16 protein-coding genes are annotated in these 18221 nt (G+C 63.6%); 6 read left to right on the top strand and 10 right to left on the bottom strand.

Annotated features, from left to right (window positions below; all coding sequences use genetic code 11):
* Positions 1 to 33 precede the first annotated feature (33 nt).
* Entirely contained in the window at positions 34 to 723 is a 690-nt protein-coding gene (locus tag GOX53_RS04420) for a nitroreductase family protein (RefSeq protein WP_171173789.1), read from the top strand.
* A 285-nt stretch (positions 724 to 1008) separates the two neighbouring features.
* Here GOX53_RS04420 and GOX53_RS04415 read toward each other — a convergent pair whose 3' ends face one another.
* Entirely contained in the window at positions 1009 to 1749 is a 741-nt protein-coding gene (locus tag GOX53_RS04415; protein WP_171174022.1) for a YebC/PmpR family DNA-binding transcriptional regulator, read from the bottom strand.
* Positions 1750 to 1855: 106 nt separating this feature from the next.
* Here GOX53_RS04415 and GOX53_RS04410 point away from each other — a divergent pair, with 106 nt between their 5' ends.
* The 4 genes from GOX53_RS04410 (at position 1856) to GOX53_RS04395 (ending at position 7109) form a co-directional block, all read left to right on the top strand.
* Positions 1856 to 3628: an SLC13 family permease gene (locus tag GOX53_RS04410; protein ID WP_171173787.1), complete on the top strand. Its 1773-nt coding sequence runs from the start codon at positions 1856 to 1858 to the stop codon at positions 3626 to 3628.
* 143 nt (positions 3629 to 3771) lie between these two features.
* Positions 3772 to 4506, top strand: coding sequence for a glutamine amidotransferase (locus GOX53_RS04405; protein ID WP_171173786.1), 735 nt, complete (start codon positions 3772 to 3774; stop codon positions 4504 to 4506).
* Between the two features lie 72 nt (positions 4507 to 4578).
* Entirely contained in the window at positions 4579 to 5436 is an 858-nt protein-coding gene (locus GOX53_RS04400; RefSeq protein ID WP_171173784.1) for a bile acid:sodium symporter family protein, read from the top strand.
* A gap of 11 nt (positions 5437 to 5447) precedes the next feature.
* The gene (locus tag GOX53_RS04395; protein ID WP_171173782.1) at positions 5448 to 7109 is read left to right on the top strand and encodes an FAD-binding dehydrogenase; all 1662 of its coding nucleotides are present in this window, start codon (positions 5448 to 5450) and stop codon (positions 7107 to 7109) included.
* Positions 7110 to 7115: 6 nt separating this feature from the next.
* On the opposite strand, the gene GOX53_RS04390 is transcribed toward GOX53_RS04395, so the two are convergent.
* The 6 genes from GOX53_RS04390 to mgtE all read right to left on the bottom strand — a co-directional run bounded on the left by GOX53_RS04390 (position 7116) and on the right by mgtE (position 13839).
* A complete protein-coding gene (locus GOX53_RS04390) occupies positions 7116 to 8291 on the bottom strand; it encodes a patatin-like phospholipase family protein (protein WP_171173780.1) in 1176 nt (391 codons plus the stop codon).
* 7 nt (positions 8292 to 8298) lie between these two features.
* Positions 8299 to 9045: a YbaY family lipoprotein gene (locus GOX53_RS04385; RefSeq protein ID WP_171173779.1), complete on the bottom strand. Its 747-nt coding sequence runs from the start codon at positions 9043 to 9045 to the stop codon at positions 8299 to 8301.
* Positions 9046 to 9144: 99 nt separating this feature from the next.
* Entirely contained in the window at positions 9145 to 10923 is a 1779-nt protein-coding gene (locus tag GOX53_RS04380) for an SLC13 family permease (RefSeq protein WP_171173778.1), read from the bottom strand.
* Positions 10924 to 11017: 94 nt separating this feature from the next.
* Positions 11018 to 11830, bottom strand: a complete 813-nt coding sequence (locus GOX53_RS04375; RefSeq protein ID WP_171173777.1) for a TIGR00282 family metallophosphoesterase — start codon at positions 11828 to 11830, stop codon at positions 11018 to 11020.
* Positions 11831 to 11881: 51 nt separating this feature from the next.
* Positions 11882 to 12439, bottom strand: a complete 558-nt coding sequence (locus GOX53_RS04370) for a 5-formyltetrahydrofolate cyclo-ligase (RefSeq protein WP_171174020.1) — start codon at positions 12437 to 12439, stop codon at positions 11882 to 11884.
* Between the two features lie 5 nt (positions 12440 to 12444).
* A complete protein-coding gene (gene mgtE / locus GOX53_RS04365; protein ID WP_171173776.1) occupies positions 12445 to 13839 on the bottom strand; it encodes a magnesium transporter in 1395 nt (464 codons plus the stop codon).
* A 139-nt stretch (positions 13840 to 13978) separates the two neighbouring features.
* Here mgtE and guaD point away from each other — a divergent pair, with 139 nt between their 5' ends.
* On the top strand, positions 13979 to 15268 hold the full coding sequence (guaD, locus tag GOX53_RS04360; protein ID WP_171173775.1) for a guanine deaminase: 1290 nt from the start codon (positions 13979 to 13981) through the stop codon (positions 15266 to 15268).
* A 67-nt stretch (positions 15269 to 15335) separates the two neighbouring features.
* Here guaD and GOX53_RS04355 read toward each other — a convergent pair whose 3' ends face one another.
* The 3 genes from GOX53_RS04355 to GOX53_RS04345 form a co-directional block, all read right to left on the bottom strand.
* A complete protein-coding gene (locus GOX53_RS04355) occupies positions 15336 to 16688 on the bottom strand; it encodes an 8-oxoguanine deaminase (RefSeq protein WP_171173774.1) in 1353 nt (450 codons plus the stop codon).
* A 116-nt stretch (positions 16689 to 16804) separates the two neighbouring features.
* Positions 16805 to 17596 carry a histidinol-phosphatase gene (gene hisN, locus GOX53_RS04350; protein ID WP_171173773.1) on the bottom strand — a complete coding sequence of 264 codons (792 nt, stop codon included), beginning with the start codon at positions 17594 to 17596 and terminating at the stop codon, positions 16805 to 16807.
* Between the two features lie 43 nt (positions 17597 to 17639).
* Positions 17640 to 18011, bottom strand: coding sequence for a helix-turn-helix domain-containing protein (locus GOX53_RS04345; protein WP_171173772.1), 372 nt, complete (start codon positions 18009 to 18011; stop codon positions 17640 to 17642).
* Positions 18012 to 18221 lie beyond the last annotated feature (210 nt).

Here is an 18221-nt window from a genome sequence, read left to right as displayed (position 1 = left end):
GGATAAGAGGGGCAACCCACTGGAGAAAAACCCATGTTCGCCCGCGACGCACTCAGCTACGACCCGATCCCCCTGCCCGACCGCGCCGATCTGACCGATGCCGAGATGCTGGCCGCGGCGCAGGCGTTTCACGCCATTATGCTCCGGCGCCACACCGTGCGCGACTATTCCGACCGGCCCGTGGAGCGCGCAGTGATCGAAAGCTGCATCCGCACCGCCGGCACCGCGCCGTCGGGCGCCAATCACCAGCCGTGGCACTTCGCAGCGGTGTCCGACGCGGGCCTGAAACAGCGCATCCGCGAAGAGGCCGAGGAAGAAGAGCGCCGTTTCTACGCTGGCGGTGCGGGGGATGAGTGGATCAAGGCGCTAGAACCCATCGGAACCAATGCCGACAAGCCGCACCTGACCGTCGCACCCTGGCTAATCGTGGTTTTTGCCCAGCGCTGGGGCCAGTTCGAGGATGGCAGCCGCTACAAGAATTATTACGTCCCAGAAAGCGTGAACATCGCCACCGGCTTCCTGCTGGCCGCGCTGCATCACGCAGGGCTATGCACGCTGACCCACACACCGAACCCGATGCGGTTTCTCAACGACGCGCTGAGCCGTCCGGCCTCGGAGAAACCGACGATGATCATCGCGGTGGGGCACCCTGCGGAAAGCGCCACAGTGCCCTCGGTGGCCAAGCTGAAGAAGCCGCTGGAGGAGATTAGCAGCTTCTTTTGAGTGCGAACTGTGCGCGGAATTGTTTGAACTCTGTCACGCCATGAGTTCAGGCGGAGGGCCGCGCCCTCCCTCGGGTGGGCGCCCACAACGAGCGTGGCAAGTGATTTATCTCGAAAGCCCCGGACGACAGCTGAACGGCTAACGACATCGCCAAAGCGCCCTCCCGTGCGGGAGGGGGGCGTGGCCCGGCGGGCTTCGCCCTTTATTCCGGGCCAGTGAAGCCACTGAGGCAAAAAAAGACCCGGCGCATGGCACCGGGTCCCCACAGATCTCCGGAAGGCTCGTTCAGAGCTGCGCCATCACTTCGTCGGTGGCTTCGAAGTTGGTGGTCACCCGCTGCACGTCATCGTCATCTTCCAGCGCGTCCACCAGCTTCATCAGGCGTTGCATGTCCTCCAGCCCTAGCTCGGTTGTGGTGGTGGGCTTCCAGACCAGCTTGGTCGATTCCGACTCGCCCAACGCCGCCTCGAGCGCGTTCGAGACCTCGTTCAGATCGGTATCGGCGCACCAGATGATGTGGCCGTCCTCCGAGCTTTCGACGTCCTCGGCACCCGCTTCGATGGCTGCTTCGAAAACGGTATCCGCATCGCCCGCGTCGGAGGGGTACACAACCTCGCCCTTACGCTCGAACATGAAACCGACCGAGCCGGTTTCACCCAGGTTCCCGCCGTTCTTGGAGAAGGTCGAGCGCACGACCGAGGCCGTCCGGTTGCGGTTGTCGGTCATCGCCTCGACAATCACCGCCACACCGTTGGGGCCATAACCCTCATAGCGGATTTCTTCGTAATCGTCGCCTTCGCCCGCAACCGATTTCTTGATCGCGCGGTCGATCACGTCCTTGGGAACCGAATTGGACTTAGCTTCCTTCACCGCCAGACGCAGGCGCGGGTTCTTGTCGGGGTCCGGATCGCCCATCTTGGCGGCAACCGTGATTTCCTTGCTGAGCTTCGAAAACAGCTTGGACCGGGCGGCGTCCTGACGTCCTTTGCGGTGCTGAATGTTTGCCCATTTGGAATGGCCGGCCATGATTTCCTCGTAGCTGATTGACTGACTGGCGCTCATATAGACCTGCCGGGGTTAAAGGATCAAGGGACCGGGTTGCAGGGCAAGGCCAGAGACGTATGGTGAGGCCATGACGACAGATCAGATTATTCTCTTTGCTCTTTTCACCGCTGTGTTTGCATTTCTGCTGTGGGGCCGGTTCCGATACGATCTGGTGGCATTCTCCGCCCTGATGATCGGCGTGGTGCTGGGCGTGGTCCCGGTCAAGGACGCCTTTTCCGGTTTTGGCCATCCCGCCACTATCGTGGTGGCGCTGGTGCTGGTGGTGTCAGCGGGGCTGGTGCGGTCGGGGGCAGTGTTTCTGATCACCCGCACCCTGGTCGATGCCTCACGCGGGCTGGGTTCCCATATCGCGCTGATGGGCGGGATCGGGGCGGTTCTGTCGGCCTTCATGAACAACGTGGCGGCGCTGGCGCTGCTGATGCCGGTCGATATCCAGACTGCGCACAAGGCGGGCCGGGCGGCGGGGCTGACGCTGATGCCGCTCAGCTTTGCCACCATCCTCGGCGGCATGGCCACGCTGATCGGCACGCCGCCCAACATCATCATCGCCTCGATCCGGGCCGAGGCAGTGGGCACCCCCTTTGCCATGTTCGACTTTGCGCCTGTAGGCGGTGTGGCAGCTATCGCGGGGCTTGCTTTCGTAGCACTGGTCGGCTGGCGTCTGATCCCGGATCGCGGCGCGCAGGTGGCGGGCGCTGAGGCCGTGGCGCAGTATATTGCCGAACTGACAGTGCCACAGGAATCGCCCCATATCGGCAAGCGGCTGGCCGAACTGGACGAGACCGCCGAAAAGACCGACGTGGCGATCCTGGGCCTGATCCGCGACGGCAAGCGCCGCTATGGACGGGCGGCCAACGCCATCTTGCAGGCGGGCGATACGCTGGTGATGGAGGCGGTGCCCGAGGCGTTGGACGAGTTCCGCGCAGCCCTCAATCTCGATTTCTCGGACACCCGCCGGCAGGAGGTGGTGACCGCTGCCGGCGAGGGGCTGGAAGTGATTGAGGTCGTCGTTCCCGAAAGCGCCCGCATCACCGGGCGCACGGCACAGGGGCTGGGGCTGGCCTGGCGGCAGAGCGCGGTGCTGATGGGCATCTCGCGTCAGGGGCGGCGGATCACCAAACAGGTGCGCAAGACCGAGGTCGAGCCGGGCGACATTCTCCTGCTGCTCTGCCCCCGCGACCGGGGACCGGACGTGACTGACTGGCTGGGCTGCCTGCCGCTGGCCGAGCGGGGTCTGAACGTCACCGCGAATGACAAGGTCTGGCTGGCCATCGGCCTCTTCGCCGCTGCCGTGCTGGCCGCGAGTGTCGGACTGCTCTATCTGCCGATTGCTCTGGGGCTTGTGGTGGTGGCCTATGTGCTGACCAGGATCCTGCCGATTGCCGAGATTTATGACCATATCGAGTGGCCGGTGGTTGTGCTTCTTGGCTCGATGATCCCGCTGGGGGCGGCACTGGAAAACGCGGGCGGCACCCAGTTGATCGCGGGCAGTCTGATCTCGCTGACGCAAGGCCTGCCCGCCTGGGCGATCCTGACCGTTCTGATGGTGGTGACGATGACCTTGTCGGACGTGCTGAACAACACCGCGACCACCATCGTGGCGGCCCCGGTCGGCATCCAGATGGCCCGCACGCTCGAGGTGTCGCCGGATCCGTTCCTGATGGCGGTGGCCGTGGCGGCATCGTCAGCGTTCCTGACCCCGATCGGGCACAAGAACAACACGCTGATTCTGGGGCCCGGCGGCTACCGGTTCGGGGATTACTGGCGCATTGGTCTGCCGCTGGAGGTTCTGATCGTCGCCGTCTCGATCCCGGCCATCCTGATCTTCTGGCCGATGTAGATGCGAGTGGATAGCGCGCTGGGCCACCGCCTCGTGCCAAGGATTTTCGAAAATCCTTGTAAGAGCCTTGCAAGGCTCTTGGCCGCGCATGAAACTTGGTGTGCCTGGTTCCATTTCGCCGCGATCCGCTCTAATCCGGTGCCATGAAACGTTTTCTGATCCTTCAACTCCGCCCCGAGACCGACGCCGCCGACGCCGAGTTCGCCTCGATCCTCGGCAAATGCGAGATGCCGCCCGAGCGCACCCACCGCATCCGGCTGGATTGTGAGGATCTGCCCGAGGGGCTGGACATCACCGACTACGCGGGCGTGATCGTCGGCGGCGGGCCGGGCTGTGTCAGCGACGAGCCGGCGTGCAAGTCCCCGTTGGATGTCCGGATCGAGGGCACGATCATGGGGCTGATGCCGCGCATCACCGAACTGGACTACCCCTTCATGGGCTGCTGCTACGGTTTGGGCATTCTGGCCGCGCATCTGGGCGGCGAGGTCAGCAAGGCGCGCTACAGCGAGCCCGTCGGCCCTTCGACCTGCACCCTGACCGAAGACGCCACCAGCGATCCATTGACCACCGGGCTGCTGCCGGTCTTTGACGCCTTTGTCGGCCATAAGGAGGCGGTGCAGGACCTGCCCCCGGGCTGCACCCATCTGATTGCCTCGGCCCCCTGCCCCTATCAGATGATCCGCTGGGGCGAGAACGTCTATGCCACTCAATTCCACCCCGAGGCCGATGCGCATGACTTTGAGGAACGCATCAACATCTACAAGGATCACGGCTACTTCCCGCCCGAGGACGCACAAAAGCTGATCGAGGCCTGCCACGCCGCCGAGGTCACTCAACCCGGCGAAATCCTGCGCCGTTTCGCCCACCGCTACGGGTGACCCAACGGAGCCGTTGCCTGAGCCGCCACCACCCGCATAGGGTGATCCGAAACGGCTTTGGGAGGGGTTGTTTTGGATTTTCTCATAAATGTCGGCCTGCCGGTCTCGCTGGCCATCATCATGCTGTCGCTGGGTGTGGGGCTTGAGGCCGCAGATTTCCGCCGCGTGGTCACCCGTCGATACCCGTTCGCCATCGGTGCTGTCAGCCAGGTCGTGCTGCTGCCCCTGGCGGCTTTCGCCACAGTTACCCTGTTTGCGTTGCCGCCCGAGATCGCGGTGGGCTTCATGCTGCTCAGCTTCTGTCCCGGAGGCGTGACCAGCAACATTCTGTCCAAGCTGGCCAAGGGCGACGTGGCCCTGTCGGTCACCCTGACGGCCATCATCAGCCTTCTGTCGATCCTGACCGTGCCCGTCCTCGCCGCCTGGTCCGTTGGCCATTTCATGGGCGAGGCCGCGCCCGAGGTTTCGGTCACCGGACTGGCCATCGCCATGTTCCTGATCACCACGCTGCCCGTCGCCATCGGAGTCACTATCCGCCACTATTTCAGAGGCTTCGCGCTGGCTCTTGACGGGCCGCTCTCGAAACTCGCCACCGTGCTCTTCGTCCTGATCGTCATCGCCGCGCTGGCAGGCAACTGGCAGCTCTTCGTCGACAATCTAGGCATCATGGGTGCCGGATTGATCGCGCTCAACCTCGCGCTGCTGCTCATCGGCCTTAGCATCGCCCGTGCCGCCGGGCTGAGCTGGGATGAAACCAAGACGATCTCGATCGAGACCGGCATCCAGAACTCGACGCTGGGCATCACGCTGGCCGCACTGATCACCAACACTTCAACCGGATTCAGCCCGCTGGCCCTGCCCGCCGCCGTTTATGGTATCACCATGTACGCCGTCGCACTTCCCTTCCTCTTCTGGTTTCGCAGCCGTTGAAAGGACAGCCCATGAGCAATAACTCCGCAGATGCAATCATCGTGGGTGGCGGGCTTGCGGGCCTTGCCGCGGCGGCAGAGTTGGGCGACCGGGGCAAGCGGGTCATCCTGCTGGATCAGGAGCCCGAGCATTTCCTGGGCGGTCAGGCGTTCTGGAGCCTCGGCGGGTTGTTCATGGTGGACACGCCCGAGCAGCGCCGCATGGGTATCCGCGACAGCCGCGAACTGGCGATGCGCGACTGGCTGGGCAGCGCCCAGTTCGACCGCCCCGAGGATGACTGGCCGCGCAAATGGGCCGAGGCCTATGTGGAATTCGCCGCCGGTGAGATGCGCCCCTGGCTGCGCGAGATGGGTTTGCGCTGGTTCCCGGTCGTGGGCTGGGCCGAGCGCGGCGGCTCTTACGCCACAGGCCACGGCAACTCGGTCCCCCGTTTTCATATCACCTGGGGCACCGGCCCCGGTGTCGTTGAGCAGTTTGAGCGCCGCGTGCGCGAGCATGTGAGTGCCGGTCTGATCGAGCTGCGGTTCCGCCATCAGGTCAGCCACATCATCATGCAGAACGGCTGCGCCAAGGGGGTCTCCGGCGAAGTCCTTTCGGATGACCGGGCCGCGCGCGGGGCCAAGACCAACCGCGATGAAGTGGGGGAATTCGAAGTCTACGCCCCGTCGATCATCGTCACATCTGGCGGTATCGGCGGCAATTTCGAGATGGTGCGCAAGGCTTGGCCGCGCGACCGGCTGGGTGAGCCGCCGCAGGACATGGTGGCGGGGGTGCCGTTCCACGTCGATGGCCGCATGATCCCGATCAGCGAAAAAGCTGGTGGGCATGTGATCAACGGCGACCGGATGTGGCATTACACCGAAGGCGTGCGCAACTGGGATCCGATCTGGCCCGCCCACGGCATCCGCATCCTGCCCGGCCCGTCCTCAATGTGGTTCGACGCCACCGGCAACCGTCTGCTCCCGCCCTGCCTGCCGGGCTTCGACACACTCACCACCCTGCGCGAGATCCTGAAGACCGGGTATGAGTACAGCTGGTTCGTCCTGACCCAGAAGGTGATCAAGAAGGAATTTGCCCTGTCGGGTTCGGAACAAAACCCCGACTTCACCTCGGGCAGTTGGATGGAAGTGATCCGACAGCGCGTTCTGTCGGGCTCAAAGGCCACCGGCCCGGTCGAGGCGTTCAAGGAAAAGGGTGAGGATTTCGTCGTGGCCAACACCCTGACCGAGCTGGTCGGCGGCATGAACCAGCTCGGCGGTGGGCTGATCGACGAGACGCATCTGCGCGCCCAGATCGAGGCGCGCGATGCCCAGATCGACAACCCGTTCTCGAAGGATGCGCAGATGATGGCGATCCACGCTGCCCGCAACTATCGCGGGGACAAGCTGATCCGCACCGCCAAGCCGCACAAGTTCCTCGACCCGGCTAACGGCCCGCTGATCGCGGTCAAGCTGCACATCCTGACCCGCAAGACGCTGGGCGGGCTGCAGACCAATCTCGACAGCCAGATGATCGGCATCGACGGTCAGGTGATCCCGGGCCTTTTCGCGGCGGGTGAGGTCGCCGGGTTCGGTGGCGGTGGTTACCACGGCTACAACGCGCTTGAGGGGACCTTTCTGGGCGGCTGCATCTTTTCGGGTCGCAACGCGGGGCGGTCCCGGGCGATTGCCTGACCTGTCTCACGGCACCGCGCGATAGCTGTTCGGCACGCGCGGCACCCAGATCGAACCATCACGCGCGGCGTTGCGGCCCAACTGGTAAATCTCCAGCAAATGCTCGGGCGAGAAATCCAGGGCATGAACCGCCAGCGGCCAGTCCGGCGGAATGTAGGCCAGCGACATGTCCGAACCCGATTGCCGCAGCAGCGTCTCGGTCAGCGCCAGATCGGCGTGCATTCCGGCGCGGATCAGCGTGGTGATGGCGCGCGTACCGAGGCTGGCGGCATTGGCGTTGATTACGTCGAAATCCGGCTCGACGGCGTTGTTGATGATGATGTGGTAGGTTGTGCCACGACCTCGATTATGGGTGCGGAGCGCGCGCGGATCGGGGGCCCAGATCTGGCTGATTACACCGCCATCGGCATGCAACTCATCCTCGATCCCAAGAACCGAGGGGGCTGAAAGCCGCACCGGTTTGAACGCAGCCGGAATCGCCGCGGCAGCAACGAAGACACCGCGAATAGCCTCGGCCATCTGGGGGTTGGCCGCCTGCGCCATGGCACCAATATCCCAGACCGCCATGCGCTGCGCATCCAGATCGGTGGTCGCCACGAACAGGCGCCGCCCGTCGCGATGCTCTTCGGCGATGCGGGCAATCACGTCAGGCGTCAGAATCGCGTTGACGAGTGTCGAGAGCGCCTGACGCTCAAAGGCACCGGCGTCAAAGATCAGCCCGGAAACGGTCAGTTCCGGGCGCTGCAGCTTGCCGGTGCGGTTCAGGACCAAATCCTCAAGCTCGTCATCATATTCCGGTCCGAGAAAGGCGTAAGGGGCAATAATGGCGCCGATGCTGACCCCGGTGACCACGTCGAATTCGGGCCGGGTTCCGGCGTCGGTCCACCCGGTTAGCACTCCGGCACCGAACGCCCCATCCGGCCCGCCGCCCGACAGGACAAGGACATCGCTCAACCTGCCGCCCGGCAGGTGACTGGACAAAGCCCCGGCTGGTTCATCGGCCCAGAACCGCAAATCTCGCGCGACAAGCTCGGGCGCCGTCTCGCGGTCTTCGGTCATACCCGTACCCCGGTCGAACGGCGCGCAACCCATCAGTGTGCCAGCCACGAAGAGGATGCCTGCAAGCCCCCTAATCCGGGCAGCTCGTCCACTGCCCCCTGCGAGTTCGACCAGCTTTTTCATTGAAACTCTATTGAACCAAATTTAGGCGTATGATGGCCATTCCGGCGGTATCCACCAGAACCAGCATCGCACCATCGCGCTGAAACCCGGACACCTGCGGCAGCGCTCGGAAAAACTCGTGCTCAAGCTCATCGTAAGGCGGCGGACACGCCATCAGCGTGGCGGCCATATCCTCGGGGAACGCAATCATGTCGGCGGTGATCTCCGCGTGCCCGCTGAAACGGTTGCAACCACTGCTGCCGCCAAAGGCACCGTCGGTTGCAAAAGCGATCTCGGGCCGCTTGTCCGTCTCCAGCGGTATCCCATTCAGCTCAAAGGCCCGCCAGGTTGTGCCCTCCAGCCCCGCGCCTTCGCCCTGCGCGACCTGCACAAGCACCAGTTCGGCGTCGTCGCCGCTGCCCTGCGTCAGAACCGGATAGACCATGTCGGTGACAAACAATGGCCGTTCACCCTGCAGGATCTCGCCCTGCACCGCGTAACTCATACCAGCGTCGATCAGCGCATCATCGAACGGCAATTCGAACATCACCGGAACGGTGCTCAGCGCGTACCGGCGGGATGACAGGGTGATCGACGGGGCATCGGCGCGCGAGATGTCCACCAGCCGCACCTCAAGCACCGCTCCGGGCGGCACCGCGATACGCTCACGATACGTCGCCGAGCCTTGAATTGTGCCAGCCGCGACCGTTGCAGCGCCGGTCATCAGCGACGCGACACTTATGGCAATAGCGGTCAAACTCCGGACTGTGCGCATGAACCGTGATCCTCTGTACTCGCATTCATTCTGCATGCGAGATCGGAGGTTGTGGAACCGTTTCAAGCACACCGGCCCCATGTCGGCGGCAACGTGCCGTCAGAGCGGCCAGATGAGCGGAATAAGTAACGAGGCCAGAAGCCCCACGGACAGATTCAGCGGAATCCCAACGCGCATGAAGTCGGTGAACCGGTAGCCGCCCGGCCCGTAGACCATCATGTTGGTCTGGTATCCGATCGGCGTCGCAAACGAAGCCGAGGCCGCCACCATCACCGCCACCACCAGCGGCCGGGGATCGACGCCCACCGCCTGCGCCAGCCCGATGGCGATGGGGGTGACCACCACTGCCACCGCGTTGTTCGACACCAGTTCAGTCAACACGGATGTCAGCAGATAGACCGCCCAGACGATCATGAACGGCGGCAACATGCCCAATCCCGGAGCGACGGCGTCAACGATCAGTTTCACTGCGCCCGAGGCCTCAAGCGCCGCGCCGATGGCCAGCATGGCAAAGATCAGCGCCAGCAGACGCCCCTCGACAAACGAAAACGCCTCATCGGCGTCGATGCAGCGGGTGACCAGCACCAGCGCCACGGCCATCACCGACAGCATCAGGATCGGCGCCACGCCCAGCGCCGCCAGCAGCACGATACCGCACAGCGCGGCCACCGCGATGGGCGCATGGCTGCGCCGGTAGGCCCGCGCCGAGGGTTGCGAGACATCGACCATGTCCATATCCGCCGCCAGCCGCTGAATATCGGCGGGCGAGCCTTCCAGCAGCAACGTATCCCCGACCCGCACCACCAATTCGTCCAGCTGGCGCCCGATATTCTGGTTCCGGCGGTGCACCGCCAGCACGTAAACGCCGTAACGGCGCCGCAGCCGCAGGGCGCCCAGCGTGCGCCCGACCATGCGGCAGCCGGGCGTGATCAGCACCTCAACCGTCTTGGTCTCAACCGCCGAGACCTGATCCACACGCTTGAGTTCCTTGTTGCTCTGCAGGCTGAGCAACTCGGTCATCTGCGTGCGCAGCACCACCCGGTCACCGACACGCAGGGTGACACCCTTGAGGTTGCGCCGCAGCGACTCGTCGCCCCGAACCACGTCGATCAACCGCACACCCTGCCGCTTGAACAGCTGCACGCCGATCACCTCGCGCCCGATCAGGTTGCTGTCGGGGGGGATCACCGCCTCGGTAAAGAACTTCATCTTGGATCGGTCGCTGAGCATCGAGGCCATGCTGTCCCGCTCAGGCAGCAGGCGCGGCGCAATGAAACGCAGATAGAGCATGCCATAAGCGACCAGGATCAGACCGAGCGGCGTGACTTCGAAGATGGTAAAGGCCGGTTGACCATGGGTACGCGCCACACCATCGACCAACAGGTTGGTCGAGGTTCCGATCAACGTCAGCGTGCCGCCTAGGATCGCCGCATAGGACAGCGGGATCAGCAGCTTCGACGCGGGCACATCCAGGGTCCGGGCGATCTGTACGAAAACCGGGATCATGACCACGACAACCGGCGTGTTCGAAACAAACGCCGAGGCAATGACCACAAAGGCCATCAACAGCGCGATGGCGATACGCGGGTTCACCTGCGCCTGTTTCTGCGCCACCGAGGTGAAGGAATGAAGCGCCCCGGTCCGCACCAGTGCGCCCATGATGATAAACATGGCCGCAATGGTCCACGGCGCCGGGTTGGACAGCACAGGAAGGGCCTGATCATAGGGCAGGATGCCGGTGATCATCATCAGGGCCACGCCCGAGATCGCCACCACCTCGGTCGGAAAGACCTCACGCAGGAACAGAATGAACATGCCCGCGACGATCATCAGCGCCACAACAGCACTGCCCGTGTCAGTAAGCTGAAGGATTTGCATTTTTGGTTGTCAGTCCGAACCCTTGTCTGGCGTGCGCGCCTGATCAGTAGTGTCCCGCATTGGCCCGGCTTGAGCAAGCCTATCCTGCGGATGGCTAAGGCGCAGCTTGCTCAAGCCGCCCGCCAACGCGCACCATGCGTACAGATTGGGCAGCGCCGGTACGGTCATCGGTCTCGACAAACACACCTGAGAGCGTTGCCTCACCGGTCGCGGGCGTGAACCGCGCCTTGGGCATTCCTGTGATGAACCGGCGCATCGGCTCGACCTTGTCCATGCCGATGACCGAATCGTAGTCACCGCACATACCCGCATCGGTCAGGTAGCCAGTGCCGCCCGCCAGCACCTGCGCGTCAGCTGTGGGCACGTGGGTGTGGGTGCCGACGACAAGGCTCGCACGCCCATCGCAGTAATGGCCCATCGCCATCTTTTCCGAGGTCGCCTCGCAATGCATGTCCACGATCACCGCCTGCGCCAACCCACCGCGCGGATGCGACTTGAGCACGGGTTCGACGGCCGAAAACGGATCGTCGAAGGGGCGCTTCATGAACACCTGCCCCAGCACCTGCACCACCAGCACCTTGCGCCCGCCCGGCGCGTTATACAGGCGATAGCCCCGCCCCGGCGCGCCCTTGGCATAGTTGATCGGACGCACAATGCGCGGCTCGCTTTCGATGAATTGCAGCATGTCCTTTTGGTCGAAGGCATGATCGCCCAGCGTCACGCAATCGGCCCCCGCATCCAGCAGGAGCTTGGCGTGATCGCCGCTCAGACCCATCCCGTTCGATGCGTTCTCGCCATTGACCACGACGAAATCCAGCCGCCAGTCCGTGCGCAGGCGCGGCAGGTTATCGCGTACAGCCGCACGCCCGGCGCGGCCCATGACATCACCCAGAAACAAAATCCTCATGACCGTCTGTCCTAGGTGCTGCCGCATACAAGAACAAGCGGGAATGTCGCGTCAGAAGGTCAGCACCCGGCTTTCGGTGACAAGCATGTCGAGCGGCTGATCGGTTGGCTCCAGCGGCAGGTTGTCCGCCTGCTGCGCGTCAAAGGCAAAGCCGATGGCCAGCGTCGGGCGCTTGGCGCGCAGCCCTTCCAGCGTGCGGTCATAGAAGCCGCCGCCATATCCCAGCCGCCCGCCGCGCGCGTCAAAAGCCACCAGCGGCACGATCAGGATCTCGGGGTCGAAATAGTCGTCGACCTCGGGCACTTTCGCCCCGAACGGCCCGTCGCGCAGCACACCTTCGGGCGTCCAGCGGGAAAAGCGCAGCGCCTGCCCCTCGCCCTGAATGACCGGCACGCCAACCGGGGCATAGGCCGAGGCCTCGGCCATGGCAGGCAGCGGGTCGATCTCGGTCCGTATCGGCATGTAGCCCGAGAGCGGCACGCCACGATGGCCGGCCAGCACCTCGGACAGCCGCCCAGCAGCCCCCGGCAGGCGAGTGTCGAAGGCCTGTTTGCGACGGGCAAAAGCCGCCTTGCGGGCCGCCGCCTTCACTTCGGTCAGGTCTGTCAGATCGGTCATAGAAGCACCACGGTGGCAAGGCCCAGAAAGATGAAGAACCCCATCACATCCGTCGTGGTCGTCACGAAAGTGCCCGAGGCCAGCGCCGGATCGACCCCGAGCCGGTCCAGCACCACCGGTACTACCGTACCGGCAAAGCCCGCGATGATCATGTTCACGACCAGTGCCGCGCCGATCACGACACCCAACATGGGCGAGCCGAACCACAGCATCCCCACCGTGCCCAGAACGATGGCAAAACACAGCCCATTGAGCATCCCCACCAGCAGCTCGCGCCGGATCACCCGCCAGACATTGGCGCCGGTCAGGTCGCGCGTGGCCAGTGCGCGCACCGCCACCGTCAGCGACTGCGTGCCCGCATTGCCGCCCATCGACGCCACGATGGGCATCAGGATCGCCAGCGAGACCAGTTGCGCAATCGCCGCCTCGAACTGCGAGATCACCAGCGAAGCACAGATCGCAGTACCGAGGTTTACCGCCAGCCACGGCAGCCGCCGCTTGCTGGTCGACGCCACGCTGTCGGACAGCGAGCTTTCATCGCTGACCCCGGCAAGGCGCAGGATGTCTTCTTCGTGTTCGTCATCCAGCACCACCATGGCGTCGTCGATGGTGATCACTCCGACAAGCCGCCCGTCATCGTCCACCACCGGGGCCGAGATCAGGTGATACTGGTTGAAGGCATAGGCCACATCCTCTTCGTCCTGCTCCACCGGAATGGTCTGAAACTCTTCGTCGGCGATGCCGCTCAGCAAAGTGTCGCGGGGCGAGGCCATCAGCCGGCCCAGCGCCACCTGCCCTGCTGGATGCAGGCGCGGATCGACCAGAACGACGTGATAGAACTCCTCGGGCAGATCATCGGTGCCGCGCATATGGTCGATGGCATGCCCCACCGTCCAGTGATCGGGCGCCATTACCACCTCTCGCTGCATCAGACGTCCGGCGGAGTTCTCGGGGTAGGACAGCGCCTGCTCGGCGGCGACCCGGTCGGCATCTTCCAGCGCGTCGAGGATCGCCTCCTGCTGCGGCTCTTCCAGGTCTTCCAGCAGGTCCACGACATCATCGCTTTCCAGCTCGCGTACCGCTTCAGCCAGGACGTCGGGGCGCAGAACGCCGATCACCTCTTCCCGCAGGCCCTCTTCAAGCTCGGACAGGATCTCGCCATCGAACTCACGGTCGTAAAGGCGGATCAGCCGGGCCCGGTCAAAGGTGTTGATCTGTTCCAGAAGGTCGGCGATGTCGGCCGGGTGCAGCGGCTCCATGAGCTCGACCAGCTTGTCCCGATCGTCCACATCCACTGCATAGAGGATCGCCGTGACGGCCTTGGGGTCCAGCTCATAGGCGTTATCGTCGCGGGACTGGTCGGTGTCGGCGTGTTCGTTGCCCGTCGTCATGCTCAGCCCCTTTGTTCTGCGATTGGCCGCAAAATAGAAGAAGCTGCTACCGGAAAACAATGACAATAGCGCAATTTACCGACTTGCATGCGGCACCTATGCTCAGGTCCGGTTCCAACTGAGCGGAGATCGACACGGCATGGCGCAGGAAACCCTTCTGAAAGGGCGCGTATTATCCTTCACGGCATCCCCTTTCGAGGGTGAGCCCGAAGACGCGGTTCGGATCGACGAGGCGGTGCTGCTGTCAGGCGGCACCATTGCTGCGGTCGGGAACCATGACGCCCTGCGCGCCGCCCATCCGCAGGCCGATCTGGTCGATCACGGCGAGCGGCTGATCCTGGCCGGTTTCGTGGACGCCCATGTGCATTATCCGCAGACGGCGATGATCGCGAGCTGGGGCAAGCGGCTGATCGACTGGCTGAACAGCTACACATTTCCCGAGGAGATGAAGTTCGCCTCGCCCGACTATGCTGCCGAGATCGCCGGGCGGTATCTGGACCTGACGGCGGCGCACGGCACCACCACCATGTGCAGCTTCTGCACCATCCATCCTGAAAGCGTCGAGGCGTTCTTTGCCGCAGCCCAGGCCCGGGGACAGCGGGTGGTCGCGGGCAAGACCTGCATGGACCGCAACGCGCCCGAGGGGCTACGCGACACGGCGCAGACCGCCTATGAACAGTCCCGCGCGCTGTTGCAGCGATGGCATGGGCTGGACCGCATTTCTTACGCCATCACACCGCGTTTCTCGCCCACCTCGACGCCGGAGCAGTTGGAGGCGATGGGTGCGCTCTGGTCCGAGAACCCTGATTGTCTGATGCAGACCCATCTGAGCGAGCAGACGGATGAGATCGAGTGGGTACGCGGCCTGTTCCCCGACGCGCGCGATTATCTCGACACCTACGAGAGTTTCGGACTGCTGGGCGGCAACGGCCTCTACGGCCACGCCATCCATCTGGAACCGCGTGAGCGTGACCGGCTGCGCGAGGTTGGCGGGGCGCTTGTGCATTGCCCAACCTCGAACACCTTCATCGGATCGGGCCTGTTCGACATGGCGGGTTTGATGGCCGAAGGACAGCGGATCGGACTGGCCACCGACACAGGTGGCGGGTCGAGCTTTTCCATGCTGCGCACCATGGCGGCGGCTTATGAGATCGGACAGCTGCGCGGCGTACCACTGCATTCCGCGCAATTGCTATGGCTGGCCACGGTTGGCTCTGCCCACGCGCTGCGGATGGGCCACCTGATCGGCAACATCGCGCCGGGGATGGAGGCGGATCTGGTGGTGCTGGACCTGGCCTCAACCCCGGCCATCTCCCAGCGATCTGATATGGCCTCGGACCTATGGGAGGCGGTTTTCCCAACCATCATGATGGGCGATGACCGGGCCGTGACCGAAGTGTGGATCGGCGGACGGCGTAAGGTCTTCTGATAAGAAGACGCGTCCCGAGACGCGTGCTTCTGTCGAGAATATCTCCAGTAACTGACATGCAACCGGCTCAGGATCGAAGGGCGCGTGCCAACCGGTTCTGCCGCTCGATGACGGTCGGCAGATCAATCGAGGTGATCTGACCATCGTGCACGATCTGGCGTCCCTCGACAAACAGATGCTTAACGCGGGTCGGCCCGGCCAGCAACAGGGCAGCCGGGTCCCAGCTTCCGGCGCAGTCGATGCCGGTGGTGTCCCAGACCGCGATATCGGCACGCTTGCCGGGGGCGAGACGTCCGCAATCCGGGCGGCCCAGCACGTCGGCGCCGCCGCGTGTAGCGATCTCAAGCGCTTCGCGGGCCGACATCGCGTCTGCACCGCATGCCACCCGTTGCAGCAACATTGCCTGACGCGCCTCAGCCATCAGATTGCCGCTGTCGTTCGAGGCCGAGCCATCCACGCCCAGCCCCACCGGCACTCCCGCATCCCGCATCGCCCGCACCGGCGCGATACCCGAACCCAGACGGCAATTCGAACAGGGGCAGTGGGCTACACCGGTGCGTGTTCTGGCAAAAAGGTCGATCTCCTGCCCATCGAGTTTCACGCAGTGGGCGTGCCACACATCCGGCCCGGTCCAGCCCAGTTCCTCGGCATATTGACCGGGACGGCAACCGAACTGCGCCTCGGAATAGGCGATGTCCTCGTCGTTTTCGGCCAGATGGGTGTGCAGCATCACGCCCTTGTCCCGCGCCAGCAACGCCGCGTCACGCATCAGATCCCGGCTAACCGAAAAGGGTGAGCACGGGGCCAGCCCGACCCGGCACATAGAGCCTTCGGACCCGTCGTGGAACCTGTCCACCACGCGGATCATGTCGTTGAGAATCTCCTGCTCTCCCTCAACCAGACTGTCAGGCGGCAGGCCACCGGCACTCTCCCCGATGCTCATCGCGCCCCGTGTGGGATGGAAGCGCATCCCCAGTTCGGCGGCGGCGGCAATCGTGTCGTCCAGCCGGCAGCCATTCGGGTACAGGTAGAGATGGTCCGAACTGAGCGTGCAGCCCGACAGCGCAAGCTCCGCCAACCCGATCTGGGCCGAGACGAACATCTCCTCGGGGCCAAACCGGGCCCAGATCGGATAGAGCGTGCGTAGCCAGCCAAAAAGCAGCGCATCCTGCCCGCCCGGCACCGCCCGGGTCAGGGTCTGGTAGAGATGGTGATGGGTGTTGACCAGACCCGGGGTAACGACGCAGCCCTTCGCCTCGTGGATAATCGTATCCGGCAAGGCTGCAACAGTGTTACCCAGATTCGTTCCAACGGCGGCGACTGCGCCGTTTCGGATCAGGATGTCGGCATTGCTCAACTCGCTGCGCTTGTCATCCATCGTCAGGATGGTATCGGCATTGCGGATCAGGATATCGGTCATGAACACACTCCTTTTCAGGCACCCGTCTCATGGAAGTGTGTGTGGGCCGATGGAAAACGGGCTCAAGAACCGGCCGCGGGCAGGCTAATCCTCGGGTGCCCAGAAAACAAGCCGGTTCAGGCGCGAGCGAGAATGTCCAGTGCGGCCGCGTGAACATCGGCATTCGCGGCGGCCAAGGCCCTTCCCCCCTGGTGCGCCGGACCACCCTGCCAGTCCGTCACAATACCGCCTGCTGCTTCGATCACGGCGATGGGGGCCTGGATGTCATAGGCGTTCAATCCGGCCTCGATTACCAGATCGATCTGCCCAGCCGCCAGCAGCGCATAGGCATAACAATCCATCCCGTACCGCGTGAGCTTCACGTGTTCGGCAACCGCGCGAAAGGCTGCGCCTTCTTCGGGCGTTCCAACCTCGGGGAACGTGGTGAACAGAAGGGCCTGATCAAGGGCCTTTGTATCGCGGGTTTTCAACGCAACCGATCCCTTGGGGCCGGACATGCGCGCCTCACCACCGCCACCCACAAAGCGTTCGCCGATATAGGGCTGATCAATAATGCCCAGCTCAGGCCCGTTTTCGCCGGAAAGCGCAATCAGCACACCCCAGGTCGGTGTGCCGCTGATGAAGGCACGGGTGCCGTCGATCGGATCCAGCACCCAGGTTCGACCGCTCTGCCCGGCCTGCTGTCCGAACTCCTCGCCCCAGATACCGTCCTCGGGACGATGCTGGCGCAGTACCTCGCGCATGGCTTCCTCGGCTGCCCGGTCTGCAACCGTCACCGGATCAAAGCCAGCCTGCAGCTTGTTTTGGGTATCAAGATCGGCGGAACGAAAAAATGGCAGAATTGCCGACCGGGCGGCATCTGCCATCAATTCTGCTATGTCGAGATCGCTGAGCCAGCCAGGTGTCATGCATACACCCGTGCGTCCCGCGACCGGCGAAGTCAAGCCCGTATCAGGCGACGTCGCTCAGCACGCGCGCCAGTTCAAACAGGCGACGGCGCTGGTTTTCCGGAATTGCATAGTATGAGCGCACGAGATCCAGAGCTTCCTTGTCGCCCATGAGATCCGCAGGCACGTTGCGCTTTTCCGGTGTCTCTTTGTGGCTTTCATCCAGACCTTCGAAAAAGAAGCTCACCTGAACATCCAGAGCCTCTGCGATGTCCCACAGACGTGATGCGCTGACCCGGTTCGCACCGGTTTCATACTTTTGAATCTGCTGAAACTTGATACCAACCTGTTCGGCCAGCTGCTGCTGGGTCATGCCGATGAGCCAGCGGCGATGACGCACGCGCTTGCCCACATGGACATCGACGGGATGGGTCATGAGTTCTCTCCTCTTCATTCACTAACAACAATCCGGGCACTGGCACAAAAGCTCCCTCGCCACGCTAGCGGGTGGCCGTTTAAGAACTCCCTAATTCCGTTAAATGCATCCCGAACTGCACCATGGCTGAATATTGCCAATTTTTTGCTGCATTTCAAGAAGGTTGAATCTAACGCAGCGTACACAGATTTGTGGTTGTGTGTGTAAGCG

The sequence above is a fragment of the Ruegeria sp. HKCCD8929 genome (assembly GCF_013031405.1).
Lineage (GTDB): Bacteria > Pseudomonadota > Alphaproteobacteria > Rhodobacterales > Rhodobacteraceae > Ruegeria.
Note: the sequence above shows the minus strand (reverse complement) of the source record. Positions and strands in the feature narration are given on the sequence as shown.